The 17855-nt window shown below is 62.4% G+C and carries 15 protein-coding genes and 1 pseudogene; 2 read left to right on the top strand and 14 right to left on the bottom strand.

Going from position 1 to position 17855, the window contains the following annotated elements; all coding sequences use genetic code 11:
- Positions 1–109: 109 nt before the first annotated feature.
- The 12 genes and pseudogenes from R9B85_RS24965 to hisN all read right to left on the bottom strand — a co-directional run bounded on the left by R9B85_RS24965 (position 110) and on the right by hisN (position 12886).
- A complete protein-coding gene (locus R9B85_RS24965) occupies positions 110–1360 on the bottom strand; it encodes an OprD family porin (protein WP_112253992.1) in 1251 nt (416 codons plus the stop codon).
- Positions 1361–1414: 54 nt separating this feature from the next.
- A complete protein-coding gene (locus tag R9B85_RS24960) occupies positions 1415–2614 on the bottom strand; it encodes a benzoate/H(+) symporter BenE family transporter (RefSeq protein ID WP_207878978.1) in 1200 nt (399 codons plus the stop codon).
- Positions 2615–2772: 158 nt separating this feature from the next.
- Entirely contained in the window at positions 2773–3687 is a 915-nt protein-coding gene (catA, locus tag R9B85_RS24955; protein WP_423770688.1) for a catechol 1,2-dioxygenase, read from the bottom strand.
- A gap of 29 nt (positions 3688–3716) precedes the next feature.
- Positions 3717–5066 (bottom strand): MFS transporter, encoded by a 1350-nt coding sequence (locus tag R9B85_RS24950; RefSeq protein ID WP_423770687.1) that lies wholly within the window; start codon positions 5064–5066, stop codon positions 3717–3719.
- A 56-nt stretch (positions 5067–5122) separates the two neighbouring features.
- Positions 5123–5884: a 1,6-dihydroxycyclohexa-2,4-diene-1-carboxylate dehydrogenase gene (locus R9B85_RS24945; RefSeq protein WP_112253988.1), complete on the bottom strand. Its 762-nt coding sequence runs from the start codon at positions 5882–5884 to the stop codon at positions 5123–5125.
- A 146-nt stretch (positions 5885–6030) separates the two neighbouring features.
- Positions 6031–7041, bottom strand: coding sequence for a benzoate 1,2-dioxygenase electron transfer component BenC (benC, locus tag R9B85_RS24940; RefSeq protein ID WP_112253987.1), 1011 nt, complete (start codon positions 7039–7041; stop codon positions 6031–6033).
- A gap of 72 nt (positions 7042–7113) precedes the next feature.
- Positions 7114–7599, bottom strand: coding sequence for a benzoate 1,2-dioxygenase small subunit (gene benB, locus R9B85_RS24935; protein ID WP_004374327.1), 486 nt, complete (start codon positions 7597–7599; stop codon positions 7114–7116).
- Positions 7596–8954 (bottom strand): benzoate 1,2-dioxygenase large subunit, encoded by a 1359-nt coding sequence (gene benA / locus R9B85_RS24930; protein WP_112253986.1) that lies wholly within the window; start codon positions 8952–8954, stop codon positions 7596–7598. Before benA ends, benB begins: the two co-directional genes overlap by 4 nt.
- A 536-nt stretch (positions 8955–9490) precedes the next feature.
- Positions 9491–9736 (bottom strand): annotated as a pseudogene (locus tag R9B85_RS24925) (RHS repeat-associated core domain-containing protein); the annotation flags it as partial.
- Between the two features lie 103 nt (positions 9737–9839).
- Positions 9840–10796, bottom strand: a complete 957-nt coding sequence (gene benR / locus R9B85_RS24920; protein WP_112253984.1) for a benABC operon transcriptional activator BenR — start codon at positions 10794–10796, stop codon at positions 9840–9842.
- A gap of 341 nt (positions 10797–11137) precedes the next feature.
- Positions 11138–11869, bottom strand: a complete 732-nt coding sequence (locus R9B85_RS24915) for a hypothetical protein (RefSeq protein ID WP_112253983.1) — start codon at positions 11867–11869, stop codon at positions 11138–11140.
- 225 nt (positions 11870–12094) lie between these two features.
- Positions 12095–12886 carry a histidinol-phosphatase gene (gene hisN, locus R9B85_RS24910; RefSeq protein ID WP_423770686.1) on the bottom strand — a complete coding sequence of 264 codons (792 nt, stop codon included), beginning with the start codon at positions 12884–12886 and terminating at the stop codon, positions 12095–12097.
- Between the two features lie 125 nt (positions 12887–13011).
- Here hisN and R9B85_RS24905 point away from each other — a divergent pair, with 125 nt between their 5' ends.
- Both R9B85_RS24905 and R9B85_RS24900 read left to right on the top strand, forming a co-directional pair.
- On the top strand, positions 13012–13902 hold the full coding sequence (locus R9B85_RS24905; protein ID WP_112253981.1) for a universal stress protein: 891 nt from the start codon (positions 13012–13014) through the stop codon (positions 13900–13902).
- 244 nt (positions 13903–14146) lie between these two features.
- On the top strand, positions 14147–16270 hold the full coding sequence (locus R9B85_RS24900; protein WP_423770685.1) for a TonB-dependent siderophore receptor: 2124 nt from the start codon (positions 14147–14149) through the stop codon (positions 16268–16270).
- Between the two features lie 116 nt (positions 16271–16386).
- Here R9B85_RS24900 and R9B85_RS24895 read toward each other — a convergent pair whose 3' ends face one another.
- Positions 16387–16908, bottom strand: a complete 522-nt coding sequence (locus tag R9B85_RS24895; protein ID WP_112253979.1) for an acyloxyacyl hydrolase — start codon at positions 16906–16908, stop codon at positions 16387–16389.
- 198 nt (positions 16909–17106) lie between these two features.
- Complete coding sequence (locus R9B85_RS24890; RefSeq protein ID WP_375149148.1) at positions 17107–17853, bottom strand: phytanoyl-CoA dioxygenase family protein; 747 nt, start codon at positions 17851–17853, stop codon at positions 17107–17109.
- Positions 17854–17855 lie beyond the last annotated feature (2 nt).

Raw genomic sequence — 17855 nt, 5'->3', positions numbered from 1 at the left:
GCATTCCTGAAAAGGTGGTTTCCAGAAGCTACCTTCATCCAGCCCTGATGCGCAATTCCCTTGGTTATGGCCGCTCCCAAAGAGGTCCCGCAGGCATCCTGTGGATGCGTCAGAACAACTGCCAGGTATACACCAGCGTCAGACGGTTCTCGTCGATGTCGCTGCGGTAGTTGGACCGGGCCATGGCATTGCGCATCCGTATCCCCAACCCCTTCAGCATCCCGCCCTGCACCGCATAACCGATGTCCAGGTCGCGCTCGCGGTCGCGCCCTTCATAACCCAGCCCAGTGTCGACATTGTTACCGGTGATGTAGCGCACGGTCGCCGTCAGCCCCGGCACGCCCATGGCCGCGAAGTTGTAGTCGTAGCGCACCTGGTACGAGCGTTCGTCGGTATAGGCGAACTCATAGGTCGGCACTTCGTTACCCAGCGGCGAGATGTTGGCGAATACCCGTGGGAACGGGCTGTCGCCATAGATGCCCTGGTAGCCAGCATGGAAGCTGTGCCCGCCATGCCGGGCAGTGAACATAGAGAAGAACGCCTGGTTGTCGATGTTGCCGAGCAACGCATCGCCATCCTCCCGTGCGGTGAAATACCCCAGGTTGGCGCTGAGCACCCAGGTGCCTACAGGCTTGCTGTGCTTGAGGCCGACAAAGCCCTGTTCGTAGATGTCCTCCAGCTGCCCGTACCACAGGCTGACGCTGCTCTGGTTGGCATTGAACGCATAGTCCCCGCCCAGGTAGTTGAAGGCATCGCTTTCTGCCTGGCGCATCGGCACATGGCCGAGCATGGCGTTCATCTTGCCGTCTCCGCCTTCGTTGCGCAGGTGGGTGCTCTTCAAGTGCCCAGCCTGCACGGTCAGGCCGTCGATTTCTGCCGAGCTCAGGCTTGCACCCTGGTAGGTCGGTGGCAACAGGCGGATGTCGCTGAAGGTCAGCACCGGCAGGTTGGGTTGCAGTTCGCCGACGCGCAATTCGGTTTTGGACAGCCGGGCCTTGAAAGTGGGCGCCAGGCGGCTGTATTCATCGGCGGCCCGGCCATCACTGTGCACCGGCAGCAACCCGGTATTGGTGCGGTCGGGGCTGCTGTCGAGCTTGATGCCCAGCAGGCCCAGGGCGTCAACGCCAAAGCCGACCGTGCCTGGGGTGTAGCCCGACTTGAAGTCGAGGATGAAGCCCTGGGCCCACTCCTCGGCCTTGGATTGCCGGTTGGCCCCGACGATGTCAGAGAAGTCGCGGCTGAAGTAGTAGTTACGGGCACTCAGTGTGGCCTTCGAATCTTCGAAGAAGCCACCTTCGGCGGCCAGCAACGGTTGGCTGAGCAAAGTCAGGCCCAGGGCGACGCAAGGGGTGTGGTTCATTCCGAAGCTCTCTTGATTTTGTTTTTATGGTTAAAGCGCTGGAAACACGGCGGTTCATGGGGTACGGCTCAGCACCTCCCCGGCACGTGGCTGGCGCAGCCTGAGCAACGCATGGGCCAGCAGGCCGAACAGCAAGCCCCAGAACGCTGCCGAAAGACCCAGGAAGGCCACCCCCGAAGCGGTGACCAGGAAGGTGAACAATCCGGCATCGCGTTCGGCCGGTTCTGCCAGGCTGCGGGCCAAGGCCTCGCTGATTGCGCCGTACAGCGCCAGCCCGGCCAGGGCGGCAATCAGGGCGGCGGGGAATGCTGCGAACAGCGACATCAACGTGGCCCCGGCGATCCCCAACAGCAGGTACAGCGCACTGCCAGCCACCGCCGCGACATAGCGCCGCCGTGGGTCTTCATGGGCCTCATGACCGGTGCACAGGCTGGCGGTGACCGCCGCCAGGTTCAGCCCGTGGCAACCGAACGGTGCCAGCGCGGCGCCGGCCAGGGCGCTGGCACTGATGATCGGGCTGGCCGGCGTGGGGTAGCCGGCGTTGCGCAGCACCGCCATGCCCGGCATGAACTGCCCAGTCAGGGCTACCAGCACCAGGGGCAGTGCCAGGCTGAATACCGCTGCCATGCTGAACTGCGGGGTGACCCACTGCGGCGACGCCAGCTCCAGCACCAACGCCTCGCTGCGAAACGCCCCGCTGGCCATGGTCACTACCGTGCCCACGCACAGCACCGCCGCCACGGCGTAGCGCGGCTGCACCCGGCGCATCACCACGTAGGTGACGAACATTGCCAGTACCAGCAGCGGTTGCACCGGCAAGGCGCGGAACACCTCGATGCCGAAGCTGAACAGGATGCCAGCCTGCATGCCGGCGGCGATGGAACCTGGCAGGCGCGTGATGATGCGGTCGAAGGCCCCGCTGATGCCGATCAACAGCAAAACCAGGTTGGCCACCAGGTAGGCGCCTACGGCCTGTTCCAGGCCCAGTTGCGGCAAGGCGGTGACCAGCAACGCCGAACCGGGGATCGACCACGCGATCACCACCGGCACCCGGTAGCGCAGGCTGAGCAGCGCGCCGAGCACGGCACTGCCCATGGACACTGCCCAGACCCAGGAGGACAGTTGCCGATGGGACAGGCCGGCGGCTTCTGCGGCGTGGAAGATGATCACCAAAGGGCCTGCGTAGGAGATCATCGTGGCAATGCAGCCGGCGACCAGGGCCGACAGGGAGCAGTCCTTGATCAGGGTTTTCATGAATATCTCGCAAGGCGGCGGCCGGCCTTTGTGGCTGGCTCTTGTTTTGTGCTGGCTTCTTCGCGGGTGAACCCACTCCCACAGGGGCTGCACAGGTTTCAGCATTTTCGCCGTACCTGTGGGAGCGGGTTTACCCGCGAAGCGGCAAACCCGCTGGATCAGGCCTCTTGCAAAGCCCGCGGCCGCCCACTGCGCTGCTCATCCGCACCGCCCTGGGCCCGCTGCAACTGGAAGTCGAACTTCAGCTCGGCATACCGCCCCGCCTCGCCCTCGACAAACACCACCTCGCCCACCAGCCCATCGCGCGTGGCATAGGCAAAGTCATCCCACAGGTACTTGTCCCCGGCCAGGTTGATCTGGGTGGTCAGGTGTCGGTGCCCCGGCGCCGAGATGAAGAAGTGCACATGCGCCGGGCGCTGGCCATGGCGCCCCAGCAGGTCCAGGCACTCCTGGGTCGGCCCCTGCGGATCGCAGCCATAGCCTGACGGCACGATGGAGCGCGCGCGGTAGCGCCCCTGGGCGTCGGTAACGATGCGCCGACGCAGGTTGTACTCGGACTGGCTCTGGTCGAAGAACGAGTAAGTGCCCCGGGTATTGGCATGCCACAGGTCAACCGTGGCTCCCGGCAACGGCCGGCCCTGCGGGTCGAGCACCTGGCCCTCCAGGTACATCAGCGTGGCCAGGCCCTCCTCGCTGCCGTCGTCCATGCGTACTTCACCTAAGGCGATGGGCGCACCGGCCACGTACAGCGGGCCTTCGATGGTGCGTGGGGTGCCGCCGACCAGGCCTGCCTGCTGGTCCTTGGCATCCTGCAGCAGGTCGAGGAAGTGTTCGATGCCCAGCCCCGCCACCAGCAGCCCGGCCTCGCCATGACCGCCCAGGCGGTTGAGATAGTCGACGGCATGCCAGAACTCGTCCTCGCTGATTTCCAGGTCTTCGATCAGCCGCGCGGTGTCTTGCAGCAGGCGCTGCACAATGCGTTTCAGGCGCGGGCTGCCGGCGTCGTTACCAAAGCCTGCGGCCTCTTCGAAGAACTGCTGCACCTCGGCAGTGTGGGAAATTTTCACGGTCATGGTGGATTACCTCATGTTGTTTTCTGGAGTTACGCTTGCGCCGCAATGGCCTGGGCATGCTGGCGGCCGCTGGCCAGGTGCACGACCATGGCCAGCGCGGCAATTGCGCCGGGGATGGCGAAGGCGATGAAATTGAGTTGCAGGGGCAGGTTGATGCCCATCAGCGCACCACCCAGCAGCGGGCCGACGATGGCGCCGTTACGGCCGATGCCCGAGGCCCAGCCCAGCCCGGTGGAGCGCACCGATAGCCCGTACAACTGGGCGGCGCCGGCATACAGCAGGATCTGCGTGCCGATGGTGGTAGCGCCGGCAATGAAGATCAGCAGGTACAACACCGGCATCGGGCTGTTGACGCCCAGCAGGCTGATCGACAGCGCGGCGGCAATGAAGAACGCCACCTTGACCTTGACCAGGTTGTAGCGGTCGCCGAGCCAGCCGCCGAGGATCGCCCCGGCCATGCCGCCGAAGTTCAACGCCAGCAGGAACGACAGGCTCGAGCCCAGGCTGTAGCCGGCGTTGGCCATCAGCTTCGGCAGCCAGGAGCTGAGCGCGTAGACCATCAGCAGGCAGCAGAAGAACGCCAGCCACAGCGCCAGGGTGCGAATGGCCAGGCCGTTGCGGAACAGTTCGACTACACCGGTGAACTTGCCGGCCCTTTCGCGGGACAAGCCCGCTCCCACGGGGGCGACCAGTACATCGTCAGGTTGCACGTCGCAGTCCGGGTCCAGTTGCTTGAGCAGCTTGCGGGCCTCGTCGGTACGGCCCTGGCGCACCAGGAAACCGATCGACTCCGGAAGGTGGTAGAGAATCACCGGCAACAGCAGCAGTGGCACCGCTGCGGCGAAGAACATCGATTCCCAGCCGAAACGCGGCAGCATGAAGATGCCGACACCCGCCGAGAGCATGCCGCCGAGCGAGTAGCCACTGAACATGATCGCTACCAGCGTGCTGCGCAGCCGCTTGGGCGCGTACTCGTTCATCAATGCCACGGCGTTGGGCATGAGGCCGCCACAGCCCAGGCCGGCAATGAAACGGTAGATGCCGAACTCGCTCGGGCTGCTGGCAAACCCGTTGAGGATGGTCGCCCCGGAGAACAAGGCGAAACAGATGGCGATGCCCTTCTTGCGCCCGATACGATCAGCCAGGCTGCCGAACGCCAGGGCGCCGAACATCATGCCGAACAGCGCATAGCTGCCCAGCGCACCGGCCTGCAACGGGGTCAGGCCCCATTCTTTCATGATGACCGGCAGTACCACGCCGTAGATGAACAGGTCATAGCCGTCGAAGATCAGCAGCAGGCCGCACCAGGCCATGACCATCCAGTGGAACGGGGTAAAGCGCGCATTATCGATGATCGGGTGTACGTCAAGGGTTCGCATGGCATCTGTCGCTCTTGTTTTTGTTGTGAAAGAAAGCTCTTTGCCTTGAGGGTCGCTCAGCCGAGGTCGCCGCCCCCTACCGGCAAGGTCACGCCGGTGATGTACGAGGCTTCGTCGGAAGCGAGGAACAGGATCGCGCCCACCTGCTCGTCGATGCTGCCGTAGCGGTGCATCAGGCTGCTGTCGAGGGTCTGGTCGACGATCTGCTGGTACCAGTGCTTTTCCTGTTCGGTCTGCTCGGCACTGTTGCGCGGCACGCGCCGGGGTGGCGCTTCGGTGCCGCCAGGCGCGGTGGCGTTGACACGAATGCCCCGGCCGGCGGTTTCGAAGGCCAGGCACGCGGTCAGCGCGTTGACGCCGCCCTTGGCCGCGCCGTAGGGCACGCGGTTGACGCCACGGGTGGCGATGGACGAGACGTTGACGATGGCGCCGCTGCCGCGTTCGAGCATGTACGGCAGAGCGGCATGGCAGCACCACAGGGTGGGGAACAACGAACGGCGTACTTCGGCTTCGATCTGCTCCACTTCGTAGTGTTCGAAGGGCTTGGCCCAGATAGTGCCACCGACGTTGTTGACCAGGATGTCGAGGCGGCCGAACGCTTCAACGGCGCTGGCCATGACCCGGGCGCAGTCGCCATGTTGTTCCAGGTCGGCAGTGAGGGTGAGCATGCCCTCGCCGGCCAGTTCGTGAACCAGTTCGGAACGGTCTACCGCGACCACTTGCGCGCCTTCGGCCTTGAGCCGCCAGCACACGCCACGGCCGATGCCCTGGGCGGCACCGGTGACCAGGGCGACCTTGCCTTGGAATCGGTTGTTCATATGCAAATTTCCGCCTTCTCGCTGCCCCTGTGGGAGCGGGTTTACCCGCGAATGCGTCAGACAAGACAAAGCCGCTGTATCTGCTGGCCTCTTCGCGGGTGAACCCGCTCCCACAGGGGGCGGTGTAATGTTCGAGATAAAAGGAATCAGGCCGCCGCCGCGAACTTCTCGTAGTAGAAGTTCGCCGGGGTGATGCCCTGTTCGCGCACGTACTGGCTGACCGCCTCGACCATCGGTGGCGGGCCGCACAGGTACACATCCACATCGCCGTCGTTGAGGTGGCGCGGCTCGATGTGCTGGGTCACGTAGCCCTTTTGCGGGTACTGGCTGTCCGGGTTGGCCACGCAGGCGCTGAAGGTGAAGTTGGGAATGCGCGCCGCCAGCGCCTGCAGGCGGTCGAGTTCGACCAGGTCGAAGTCGTTGGTCACGCCGTAGATCAGGTGCAGCGGGTGCTCGCTGCCCTGCTCGGCGATCTTCTCCAGCATCGCCGTGAACGGCGCCAGGCCGGTGCCACCGGCCAGCAGCAACAGCGGGCGCTGGATCGGCCGCAGGTAAAAGCTACCCAGCGGCCCGGCCAGGGTCATGCTGTCGCCGGCCTTGGCCAGGTTGGTCAGGAAGCTGCTCATCAGCCCACCCGGCACGTTGCGGATCAGGAAGCTGACCTCGCCGTTCTTCTGCAGCGAGCTGAACGAATAGGCGCGGCTCTGCTCGCTGCCCGGCACCTTGAGGTTGACATACTGCCCCGGCAGGAACGCCAGGCGGCCAAGGGCTTCACCCTTGATCGACAGGGCAATGGTGCTGGCCGACAGCTGGCGGACATCGCTGATGGCAGCCTCGAAACTGGCCTGTTCGGTCTTGCACAACTGCGACGAGGCCGGAATGCGGATGACGCAGTCGCTTTCGGCGCGCATCTGGCAGGTCAGTACGTAGCCTTCGGCGACTTCATCTTCGCTCAGGGCGTCTTCGATGAAGTTGTCGCCCAGGTCGTAGCGCCCGGACTCGGCCTTGCACTTGCAGGTACCGCAGGCGCCGTCGCGGCAGTCCAGCGGGATGTTGATGCCCTGGCGGTAGGCGGCGTCGGCCACGGTTTCATGGCCGCTGGCCTCGATGAAACGGGTGACCCCGTCTTCGAAATTGAGTGCGATCTGGTAGCTCATGTTGCACCTCGCGGGCGAGCCTGGCCACGGCACGTCGCGGGACGCACCGGGCAGCGCTCGCAAAACCCTGGATCAGATGTGGTAGATGTCGATGACCTGGCGCACGTAGTCGTTCTTCAGCACCACCTTCTTGGCCTTGATCAGCGGCTGTTCGCCGCGCAGGTCGAGGGTGTAGAAGCTGGTGCCGAAGTAACTGTCGGTAGTCTTGTAGCGGAAGCTCAGGGTGTGCCAGTTGAAGCGCACCTGGCAGCTGCCCTCGCCCTGCTCGACGATCTCGATGTTGCTGATGTTGTGCGAGGTGCGGGTGTCGGGCACGGTCGCACTGGAGCGCTCGGTCTTGATGCGAAACACGCGGTCTTCCAGGCCGCCACGGTTGCCGTACCAGATCAGCGAGATTTCGCTTTGTGGGTCTTCGGTAAGGGTGTCGTCATCGTCCCAGCTCGGCATCCAGAAGCTGGCATCGCTGGCGTACAGTTCCAGCCACTGGTCCCATTGGGCATCGTCCAGGTAGCGCGCTTCGCGGTAGAGGAAGTCGCGCACGGTTTCATACAGGCTCATTGCACGGCCTCCACGGGGATCAGTTGCTGTTCGTCCTTCAGGGCCTGGATCATGGTTTCCTGCCAATACTTGTGCTGCAGTACGAACAGGCCTTCGTCCTCGGTGCGTACGCCGGACAGCAGCGGTTTCAACTCGATTTCCTTGGCCGCCTCGTCGGCGCCTTCCACCCAGTGCGCAGCGCCGCGGGACATGTCGTTCCAGCCGGTGCCGCCGCCGTAGCCGGTCTGGCACGAGCGGAACTCTTCCAGGTCATCCGGGGTGGCCATGCCGCTGACATTGAAGAAGTCTTCGTACTGGCGAATGCGCTTGGCGCGGGCATCGGCGCTCTCGCCTTTCGGCGCGATGCAGTAGATGGTGATTTCGGTCTTGTTGACCGAAATCGGCCGGGCGATGCGGATCTGCGAACTGAACTGGTCCATCAGGTACACGTTCGGGTACAGGCACAGGTTGCGCGAGTTCTCGATCATCCAGTCGGCACGAGCCTGGCCGAAGTCGGCGGCCAGCTGGTCGCGGCGCTCGTAGGCCGGGCGGTCCTCGGGGTTGGCCCAGCGGGTCCACAGCAGCAAGTGACCGTGGTCGAAGGAGTAGAAGCCACCGCCCTGCTTGGCCCAGGCGCCGGCACTCATGGTCTTGATCTCTTCACCCGCCTCGCGCTGCTTGCGCTGGTTCTGGGTGGCGGCGTAGTTCCAGTGCACGGAACTGACGTGGTAGCCGTCGGCACCGTTCTCGGCGGTAAGCTTCCAGTTGCCTTCGTAGATGTACGAGCTGGCGCCGCGCAGCACTTCCAGGCCTTCCGGCGACTGGTCGACGATCATGTCGATGATCTTGGCCGACTCGCCCAGATGCTCGACCAGCGGCTTGACATCGGCATTCAGGCTGCCGAACAGGAAGCCCCGGTACGACTCGAAGCGCGCCACCTTGGTCAGGTCGTGGGAGCCGTCGCAGTTGAAGCTGTCGGGGTAGCCGGCGTTGCTCGGGTCTTTGACCTTGAGCAGCTTGCCGCTGTTGTTGAAGGTCCAGCCGTGGAACGGGCAGGTGTAGCTGGAACGGTTGCCGCGCTTGTGTCGGCAGAGCATGGCGCCGCGGTGGCTGCAGGCGTTGAGGAAGGCATTGAGCTCACCGTCCTTGTTGCGCGCGATGAAGATCGGCTGGCGCCCCATGGTCAGGGTGAGGAAGTCGTTTTTCTCGGGGATCTGGCTTTCATGGGCCAGGTAGATCCAGTTGCCCTCGAAGATGTGTTTCATCTCCAGGTCGAACAGGCGTGGGTCGGTGAACATCTCGCGCTTGCAGCGGTAGATGCCCTTTTCACGGTCGTCCTCGAGCAAGGCATTGAGGTAGTCGAATCCCAGGGACATGGCCAGGGTCTCCCTTGTTATTGTTTAGACCTGGTCAGGTTAGGGAGACGGGTGGTGGGAGACTATCCGGATTGTGCAGAGTGCTATCCAGCTTTGCCGGGATCTCGCACGTTCGGAATTTGCCGTTTGGGGTCATGTAGCCAGCTGATTGCACTAGGAGTATTTTTGGCGAGCTTCATCTTTTCGTAGAGCGGAACGAGCACGCCGATCGCCTCGCTTAGTCGACTCTGCGAACTGATAGGTGCTGCAGCTTGGCTGACTGCCCAACCCGCTTCCCGTTTCAAGTTTTCTCCATAATTGCTGATCAGTTTCAGCGTGGTGCCTTCCACCAGTAGAATTTGAGGATCAGACCATTCCGCCGATGTCATTATGTGGCTCAACTGATTCCCATAACCACGGCCCAGCTCATTGACCGTTCCCACGATACGTTCGCTTACTACCGGAGAAGTCGTTGTTTTCCCTTTGAATTCTGTATTTCGCATGTGAAACCCTGCCTTAGGGCGAACGCTCGGCAACCGCACTCGGGGAAGCTTGAAGTGACCGCTCGGGTCAGTATTATTAACGGGATCCCCAGCACAGTAGACGTAACAATTCAACCCTCCAGCGCCCATCGGGCTCCAGCTGTCAGGGCTGAGGAACCTCATCAAAACCGGATTGAACGCACGGTATCCATTCCCCAGCAAATAGTGCCCTGCAACCGGCGCTTTTCTCTGCCCGCTGAAGCGCAGCACTGGTGCGTATTGACTGCATCCATCATGCCCATAAACGGTGTACTGCAATGAAGTCGACATGATTGCTACCTTTTACCCGAGATAAGGCAAATGGTGTGTTGTGCATGAAATGCAAACAACTGGCAGAAATGTCAGGTGGCCAAGCGGGCGGATGTCATCCCCGCCGCTTGAACGTCTGCGACGGCAACTCACCAAACTGCTGCCGATAGACCTCGGAAAAACGCCCCAGATGAAGGAAGCCGTAGTCCAGGGCCAGTTCCGTCACACTGCGCACGCCACAAGTCGGGTCGCTCAGGCACGCATGCACCCGCTCCAGCTTGCGCTGACGCACGTAATGCTTGGGTGTGGTGCCCAAATGCTGGTCAAACAGCGCATACAACGAACGCAAACTCATACAGGCCTGCTCCGCCAACACCTCAGCCGACAACTCCAGCTTTAGATTGTGCTCGATGTAATCGAGAATTCGCTCAAGGCCTGCTTGAGGGGCGCTCAGGCTTTGGCGACGGACATTGGTACTCATCAGGGTCAGCAATTTGCTGGCTACGATCTGGCTGTAATGGCTCTGTACCCTTGGCAACGAGTCGATTACCTCCGCCTCGTGGCAGACCATGGCCAGCAGGTTGACGAACCCGTCCAGCTCGTCCAGCCGGTAATGGTTGCGCAAGAACCGCACCCCGCCATCGGGTCGGTGCCAGCGCTGTTCATCGCAGATCGAGTCCAGCAACCGGGTCGGCACCTTGAGGATGAATTTCTCGCAGTCTTCCGAGTAGGTCAGGTCAACCGGGTCGTCGGGGTTGATCAGCAACAGCTCGCCTGGCACCAGATGATGCTCGCGCTTGTGCCCGCGCCATAGGCAGTTGCCGTTGAGCAGCACCTGCAGGTGGTAGATGGTTTCCAGTGCCGGCGAGGTAACGCGCACGCTGCCGCCGTAGCTGATGCGGCACAGGTCGAGTTCAGCGAACTTGCGGTGGCTGAGGCTGGCTTGCGGATGAGTGGTGCGGGACAAGCCGATGCAATGCTGGCCTACGTGCTGGTTGACATAATCGGACACAGCATAAGGGTCGGCGTGATGAAACACGCTACTGCGCTCGCTCAGCAGGCGGCTTTCCATAGGCAAGGCACTCGGTATCGTTATTGTTCTGGTTGCCGCTCCCTACGGCCCGGTGGGCTGTGGTTGCGGTCGTCACAGTCATTCTATCGAGCCGGCTGCGGGTCGCGGGGGCAGGCGACAGCCGGTGGATGGGCACACTTAAGCAAAAAGGCGGGGGTTGGGCAATGCGACCTTGGGAATGGATGGGCGGATAGCGGACAGGCAGGACAGGGTCAGTGTTCGTTTATCGAACGGTTGTGCTGGCCTCTTCGCGGGTGAACCCGCTCCCACAGAGATACCACCAGCCTGAAGGGGTAAGGTACCTGTGTGAGCGGGTTTACCCGCGAAGAGGCCAGCCCAATTCACTGCACCGGCAAGAAATTCATCAACAGCAGGCTTTGTGCGTAATTCAAACCAATGCGCCGATAACGCTCATCCAGCAACTCCGCCAGCAAGTCCAGCCGCGCCACGATCTTGCCGAACTCCACGGCAAAACTCAGGTTGCTGCCCTCTTCCGAGATCTCGTTGGAGAACAACAGCAGCACACCATTGGCATCCTGTCGCTGGCTCAACATCCAGGTGGCCTTCTCGATATTGCGCGCCGCGTTGTTGACGAACAGCGGGTCGATGGTATCGGTCATGTAGAACTCGGTACGGCCGCCGTGCGCGGTGATCAGCATGCTGCCGATGGCGTAGATGAAGGCACCGACCCGGTCACCGCGAAACTCGGGGCTCAGGGCGTAGCTCAAGGCTGCAAGATCACGACGGTTGCCCAATTGCGGCAAGGGCTGGCGTTGCTCGATGGCGATACGGATCTGCCGCTCGGCAGTGGCAGCATCCACGTAGCCAGACATCTTCCACTGGTTGGGGTTGCGCAGGTACAGCTTGTTCATCAGCAGGTACAAGCTCTGCAGGTTGTCGCGCATCGACAGCGTGGCCAGGCGGTCGACGCTGGTCTGGAACAGTTCGCTGGGCTTGCCGTTGCCGAACTGGTTGAGCATGTCGCGCCCCTGCTGCTGGGTGCAGGCACACAGGCATGTGAGGGTGCCTGCCAATAGCAGGCGGGGGAAAAATTTTGGCTTGCTTGCAACCATCGGCACCGGGCAAATATTCGGCGGCCGCACCGGGGATCAGAGCGGCCTGGCCAAGCATAGAGCCCGGAAATTGGAAAAAGTGCGGTGATTGGGAAGATAGTAAGCCTGTACCGGCCTCTTCGCGGGTAAACCCGCTCCCACAAGATCACCACAAATCCTGAAAACTGTGCAGTACCTGTGGGAGCGGGTTTACCCGCGAAGAGGCCGGTACAGGCGACCCATTACTTACATGGCGTGCCGCAACATCTCCACCACCTGCGCATGCAGCGCCGGATCACCACAGGCCACCACACAACCGCCATCCTGCGCACTGCTGCCATCCCACGCCGTGATCACACCGCCTGCCCCCTCAATGATCGGCATCAACGCCTGCACATCATACGGCTGCAGGCTCGCTTCGACGATCACGTCGACAAAACCGGAAGCCAGCATGCAGTAGGCATAGCAGTCGCCACCGTAACGCATCAGCCGCGCCTTGCCGGCAACGGCCTCGAAGGCAGTCTTGCGCGTGGCGGTATCGAACATGTCCGGTGTGGTGCACATCAGCGTGGCCGAAGCCAGGTCGGCGCAGGCGCGGGTCTTCAACGGCGTGCCGGCGCGCCAGGCGCCTTCCGGGGTGCCGACAAAGCGCTCGCCGGTGAACGGCTGGTTCATCACTCCGACTACCGGGCGCGTGCCGTCATTCAAGGCAATCAATGTGCCCCACAGCGGCAGGCCAGTGATGAAGGCACGTGTGCCGTCGATCGGGTCGAGCACCCAGGTCAGCGGGCTGCTGCCCACTGCAACGCCGGCTTCTTCGCCGAGGATGCCATGCTCGGGATAGCGTGCCTGGATCAGCTCGCGCATGGCGTCCTCTGCGGCCTTGTCGGCCACCGTCACCGGGTCGTACAGCCGCCCCCCCTTGTCCTCGACGTCCAGGCTGGCGCGAAAGTATGGCTTGATCGCCACAGCAGCAGCATCGGCCAGCTGCTCGGCGAAGGCACGGAATTCGCCGATCTGTTCAGCGCTCAGGGACATGGGGCGGGCCTCGTGAAAATGATGGGGCCCGCATCATACCCGACGTCAGGTGCTCATGCAGCCCGGCGCGGTCTAGACTGAACAAGACCAGATCATCGGGGGGCTGCCACACGTGGAGGTGTGAGATGAGCCAGTTCAAGCGTCTGTTCGTCATGCTCGGCCCGCAGATGCGCCACACGCCGGCGCTGCAACGCGCTGCGGCGTTGGCGGAATCCAGCGGTGCCTTGCTGGATATCAACGTGTTCGTCGACGATGTCGACACCTTCGGCTTGATGAGCGATAGCCGCGAGCGTGAGCGATTACTCAGCGACAACCGCCAATGGCTGGCAGATGAAGCCGAACAACTGGCCAACGCCGGCCTGGATGTGTCTACCGAGCTGCTGCTGACCCGCGACCCGCTGGCCAGCGTGCTGGAGCGAGTCGAACAGCTGGGTTGCGACCTGCTGATCAAGGACGTGCAGCATGAACCGGTGCTCAAACGCCTGCTGGTAACGCCACTGGATTGGCAACTGCTCAAGGACAGCCCGGTCGCCGTGCACCTGGTCAGCGATATCCGCCTGCCCCTGCCCCGGCAGATAGCCGCCGCAGTGGACCTGAACAGCCATGGCGCTGGCGAGCATCTGGATGAGCAGGTGATCCACTGCGCCCATGCCCTGGCCCTGCAGTGCAACGCCGAGCTGCACCTACTGCATGTGTGCGATGCGGCCAAGACCCACATAGCCGACTTCGGCGCCGGTACGGTGACCATGCCCGGCTTCGATGTCAGCGTGCGGACCTCGCAGCGGGCGGCGTTCAACCGGCTGGGCGACCATCACCAGATCCCGCTGGAGCGCAGGCACTTCCTCGAAGGGACCGCGATCAAGGCCATTGCTCAGTTCGTCGGCCACAACCGAGTGGATGTGATCGTGATGGGCAGCCACCGGCATGACGCCATGCAGACGTTCCTGGGCGGGACCACGGCGCATGTGCTGGAGCATCCGTTGTGCAATGTGCTGGCGATCAAGGCGGTTCGCTGAGTGCTGAGTCACCTGCGCGGGCCTCTTCGCGGGTGAACCCGCTCCCACAGGTAACTCCACTGCCCAAGGCCTTGTGAGCCCCTGTGGGAGCGGGTTTACCCGCGAAGAGGCCAATACGGATTTCACTCTTGGTATCTGGTACACCAGTACCACACAAAAATAATGCTTTTGATAATGATTCGTAGTAGTTTCTCGGCGCTTGCTCACCCTACCCTCAGCGCCCTACTCCAGGATCGTACTGTCGATGCGTCGCACGTTCGTTTCGCTTTGTGTGCTTCATGCTGTCTCCCCACTGGCCTTTGCCGAGCCTGAACCGCTCGGCGAACCCGCCCAGATCGAACTCCAGGCCCTGAACATCACCAGCAGTGCCGACAGCGAGCGTGCCGATGGACCGGTCGAGGGCTACAAGGCCAGCCGCTCGGCCAGCGCCACCCGCACCGACACCGCCTTGCACGAAACCCCGCAATCGGTCAGCGTGGTGCCCAAGGATGTACTGCAAGACACTGGCGCCACACGTCTGCAGGACGGCCTGGACTACGCCGGCGGTGTCGGCCGCGCCAACAACTTCGGCGGCCAGGGCCTGACCACCTTCACCGTGCGCGGCTTCACCACCGGCGAGTTCTACCGCAACGGTTTCCCGATCAACCGCGGCTACCCCAACGCCCCCGACGCCAATACCGTCGAGCGCCTGGAAGTGATCCGTGGCCCGGCCAGCAGCCTGTACGGCCGTGGCGACCCCGGCGGCACCTTCAACGTGGTCAGCAAGCAGCCGCTGCCAGAGTCGAAAGTCACCCTGGGCAGCCAGTTCGATGACCAAGGCATGCACCGCGCGACCCTGGACGCCACCGGGCCGCTGAACCAGGACGGCTCGCTGGCCTACCGCCTGAACCTGCTGGGCGAAGGCGGCGAAAGCTTCCGTGACGATGTGGAAAGCGAGCGCTATGACGTGGCGCCGGTGCTCAGCTGGCAGGTCAACGACAGCACCAAGATCGTCTTCGAAGGCGATTTCATGCGCAACAACCACCCGCTGGACCGTGGCCTGACACGCTACCCGACCCAGACCGGCAGCGCCTCGCGTGACACTTACATCTGGGAAAAAGGCAGCGACAACCTGCTGCACAACGACAACAACATGGCGCAGGTGCGCTTCGAGCACCTGCTCAACGACAACTGGACGCTGGGTGGAGGCTTCCAGTACCTCGATGGCTCGCTCAAAGGCAATGCTGTAGAGGCCACCAGTGCCCCCGCAGATGGCCGTACCCTGCAGCGCAACTTCAATTACCGCAAGCTGGAGTGGACCGACCGCGACTGGCAGCTGAACCTCACCGGGCATTTCGATACAGGTGGGTTCAGCCATACCCTGCTGACCGGCGTTGAGTACGAGAATTACCACTACAGTTCGATCATTCGACGTTCCACCGCGCCCTACACGATCGATATCTACAACCCGGTACTAGGCCAGCCGCGGCCGGAGCTGGCAGCGGTACCCACTACCTGGGACAGCGAGAAGCTCGAGACCTGGGCGTATTTCATCCAGGACCAGGTGGCCCTTACCGAGCGCCTGAAAGCGTTGGCCGGTGTGCGCTTCGAACGCTTCGAGCATGATTACGACGACAAGCGGCCCGTAAACCGCGACTTCAGCAAGGGGGAAAACGGCGTCACCCCGCGCTTCGGCCTGATCTACGACCTGACCGACACTGTCGCCGTCTATGCCAATACCGCCCGTTCATTCAAGCCCAACAGCGGCGCCAGCCTGCAAGGTTCGGGCTTCGACCCGGAGAAAGGAAAGTCGTATGAACTGGGGGTGAAATGGGAAGCGCCGGACCGCCAGCTGAGCGTTGACACGGCGATCTACCACATCGTCAAGGAAAATGTGCTGACACGCGACCCGGCAGACCCCAACTACAATCTTGCCGCTGGCGAAGTACGTAGCCGTGGCCTGGATATCAACATCGCCGGCAACCTGACACCGGAGTGGCGCGTGATCGGTGGTTATGCCTACGTGGACGCTGAAGTGACCAAGGACAACCGCCTGCCCACTGGCACCCGGCTGGCGAACATTCCAAGGAACAGCTTCAGCCTGCTCAACACCTACGAATTCCAGGACGGATTGGCAAAAGGCCTTGGGCTGGGGGTTGGGGTGAAGTACGTCGATGACCGCAATGGCCAGACCGAGGCAGTGACTTACAACATGGACCAGTACACCGTTGTCGACCTGCTGGCCTTTTACAAGGTCAACGACAACATTCGCCTCAATCTCGACCTGAAGAACCTGTTCAACAAGGAATACGACGAGGGAGCATTCAACCTCTACGCCTACCCAGGTGCGCCGCGCACGGTGCAGGCCGGGGTTTCCTATACCTTCTGAATTGCCGGGGCTGCTTTGCAGCCCTTTCGCGACACAAGGCCGCTCCTACAAGGAAACCGCGATTTCCTGTAGGAGCGGCCTTGTGTCGCGATGGGCCGCAAAGCGGCCCCTGGGCCTCAGAACCCCTTGCTATAGAACAGCGAGTAGGACTCGATCCCGTCGTTAGGCTGCTTGAGCCCCGCGTTGGAGTAATGCATCGCGCGGATCCCCACCTTCTGCTCCCCCGGCAACTTCAGGCCGAAGCCGATGCGGTCTTCGAAGTTGACCGACGAGCCCAGGCGCTGGTCACCCACATCGGTTTTGGAAAACGCCGCCAGGCCTATGCCGGCCTCGAGGTACGGGGTATAGGTGAAACCGCTGAATTCGTAGGTGAACACCGGGCTGAACGACAGCGAGTGCGCACCACTGGCCTCCCCGCCTTCCCAATAGGTGTACGCCGCATCCCAGTATCCGGTCAGATGGCCGGTGCTGCTTTCCAGCCACTTCTTGTCCCAGTCGAACGACAGGCCGATACGGTAGGTCATGTCGCCTTGGCCAGTGGCGCCAACGGCACCGGTCACCTGTGCCGCCTGGGCCAGATTCGTTCCGGCAAAGGCCAGCACTGCAGCAGCCAGCGAGGCTGCTAGACGGGTTTTCATCAATGACTTCTCCTGATGGTCTACACGGCAAGCGGGGGCTTTGGCCCCTCGATCTTATGCGGTGACCAGATGCATCCAGCCCGGTCACACGAAGTAATACTTTTCTGATTATCGTCCAGATAAACAGAAAGTTGAAAGTGTATTGCCACTATCGGCTAATTCCGGACTGCCAGCATCCACCCTTTCAGCCAGCAGGGCTCAGTCGTATTCCGCCTCTTCGTGTTCACCCAGCAGGCGCCTTTGCCTGGGTGTAGCCACCTCCAGCACCTGCGGGTTGAAACGCCAGTTCAGGTACGGCGAAAACTTCTGCGCGACCATGCGCCGGCCATAGTGAACTTGCAGCATGTCGCGCGCGCGTGACTGGGTGCAGTTGGCCCCGCCGCTGTGCCAGACATCGCTGCGAAACACCAGCGCGTCCCCGGCCTTGCACAGCACAGGCTGGGCCTCACGGCCCTGCCAGTGTTGTTCGCCAGCCTGCGGTGGCCGCGCCGCACGATGGCTTCCGGGCACAATCCAGGTCGGTCCGATGTGATGGTCGATATCGCTGAGGTACAACTGCGCAGTCAGAATCTGCGGGGGTTGGGTAAAGTCGCCGCGCTCACTGAGCCAGTCGGGCAACTGCATGGGCAGGTGGTCCAGGTGCAGGGCCATACCGGGATAGCCCGGGTGGCTGCGCCAGGCGGTCTGGCCGATCACATGGCAATCGGCGCCCAATGCCGCTTCGGCCAGGGCAATCAGCGGCGGCAGGTCGAGAAAGGGCAACCACAACGGGTTGCGGTTGAATACGCACTTGTAGTGCTCCAGCAGCCCCTGGTAATCCCAGTGGATCGGCTGCAGGTCATCGATGGCGCAGCGCAGCAAGGCGATACGCAAGGGCTCGAGCACACCGGGGAGCAACACATAGCCCCGCTCGTCCAAAATCTCCAGCTGAAGATCCAGGCTCATGG

Source organism: Pseudomonas sp. NLJ1 (assembly GCF_049486705.1).
GTDB classification, from domain to species: domain Bacteria; phylum Pseudomonadota; class Gammaproteobacteria; order Pseudomonadales; family Pseudomonadaceae; genus Aquipseudomonas; species Aquipseudomonas inefficax.
Note: the sequence above shows the minus strand (reverse complement) of the source record. Positions and strands in the feature narration are given on the sequence as shown.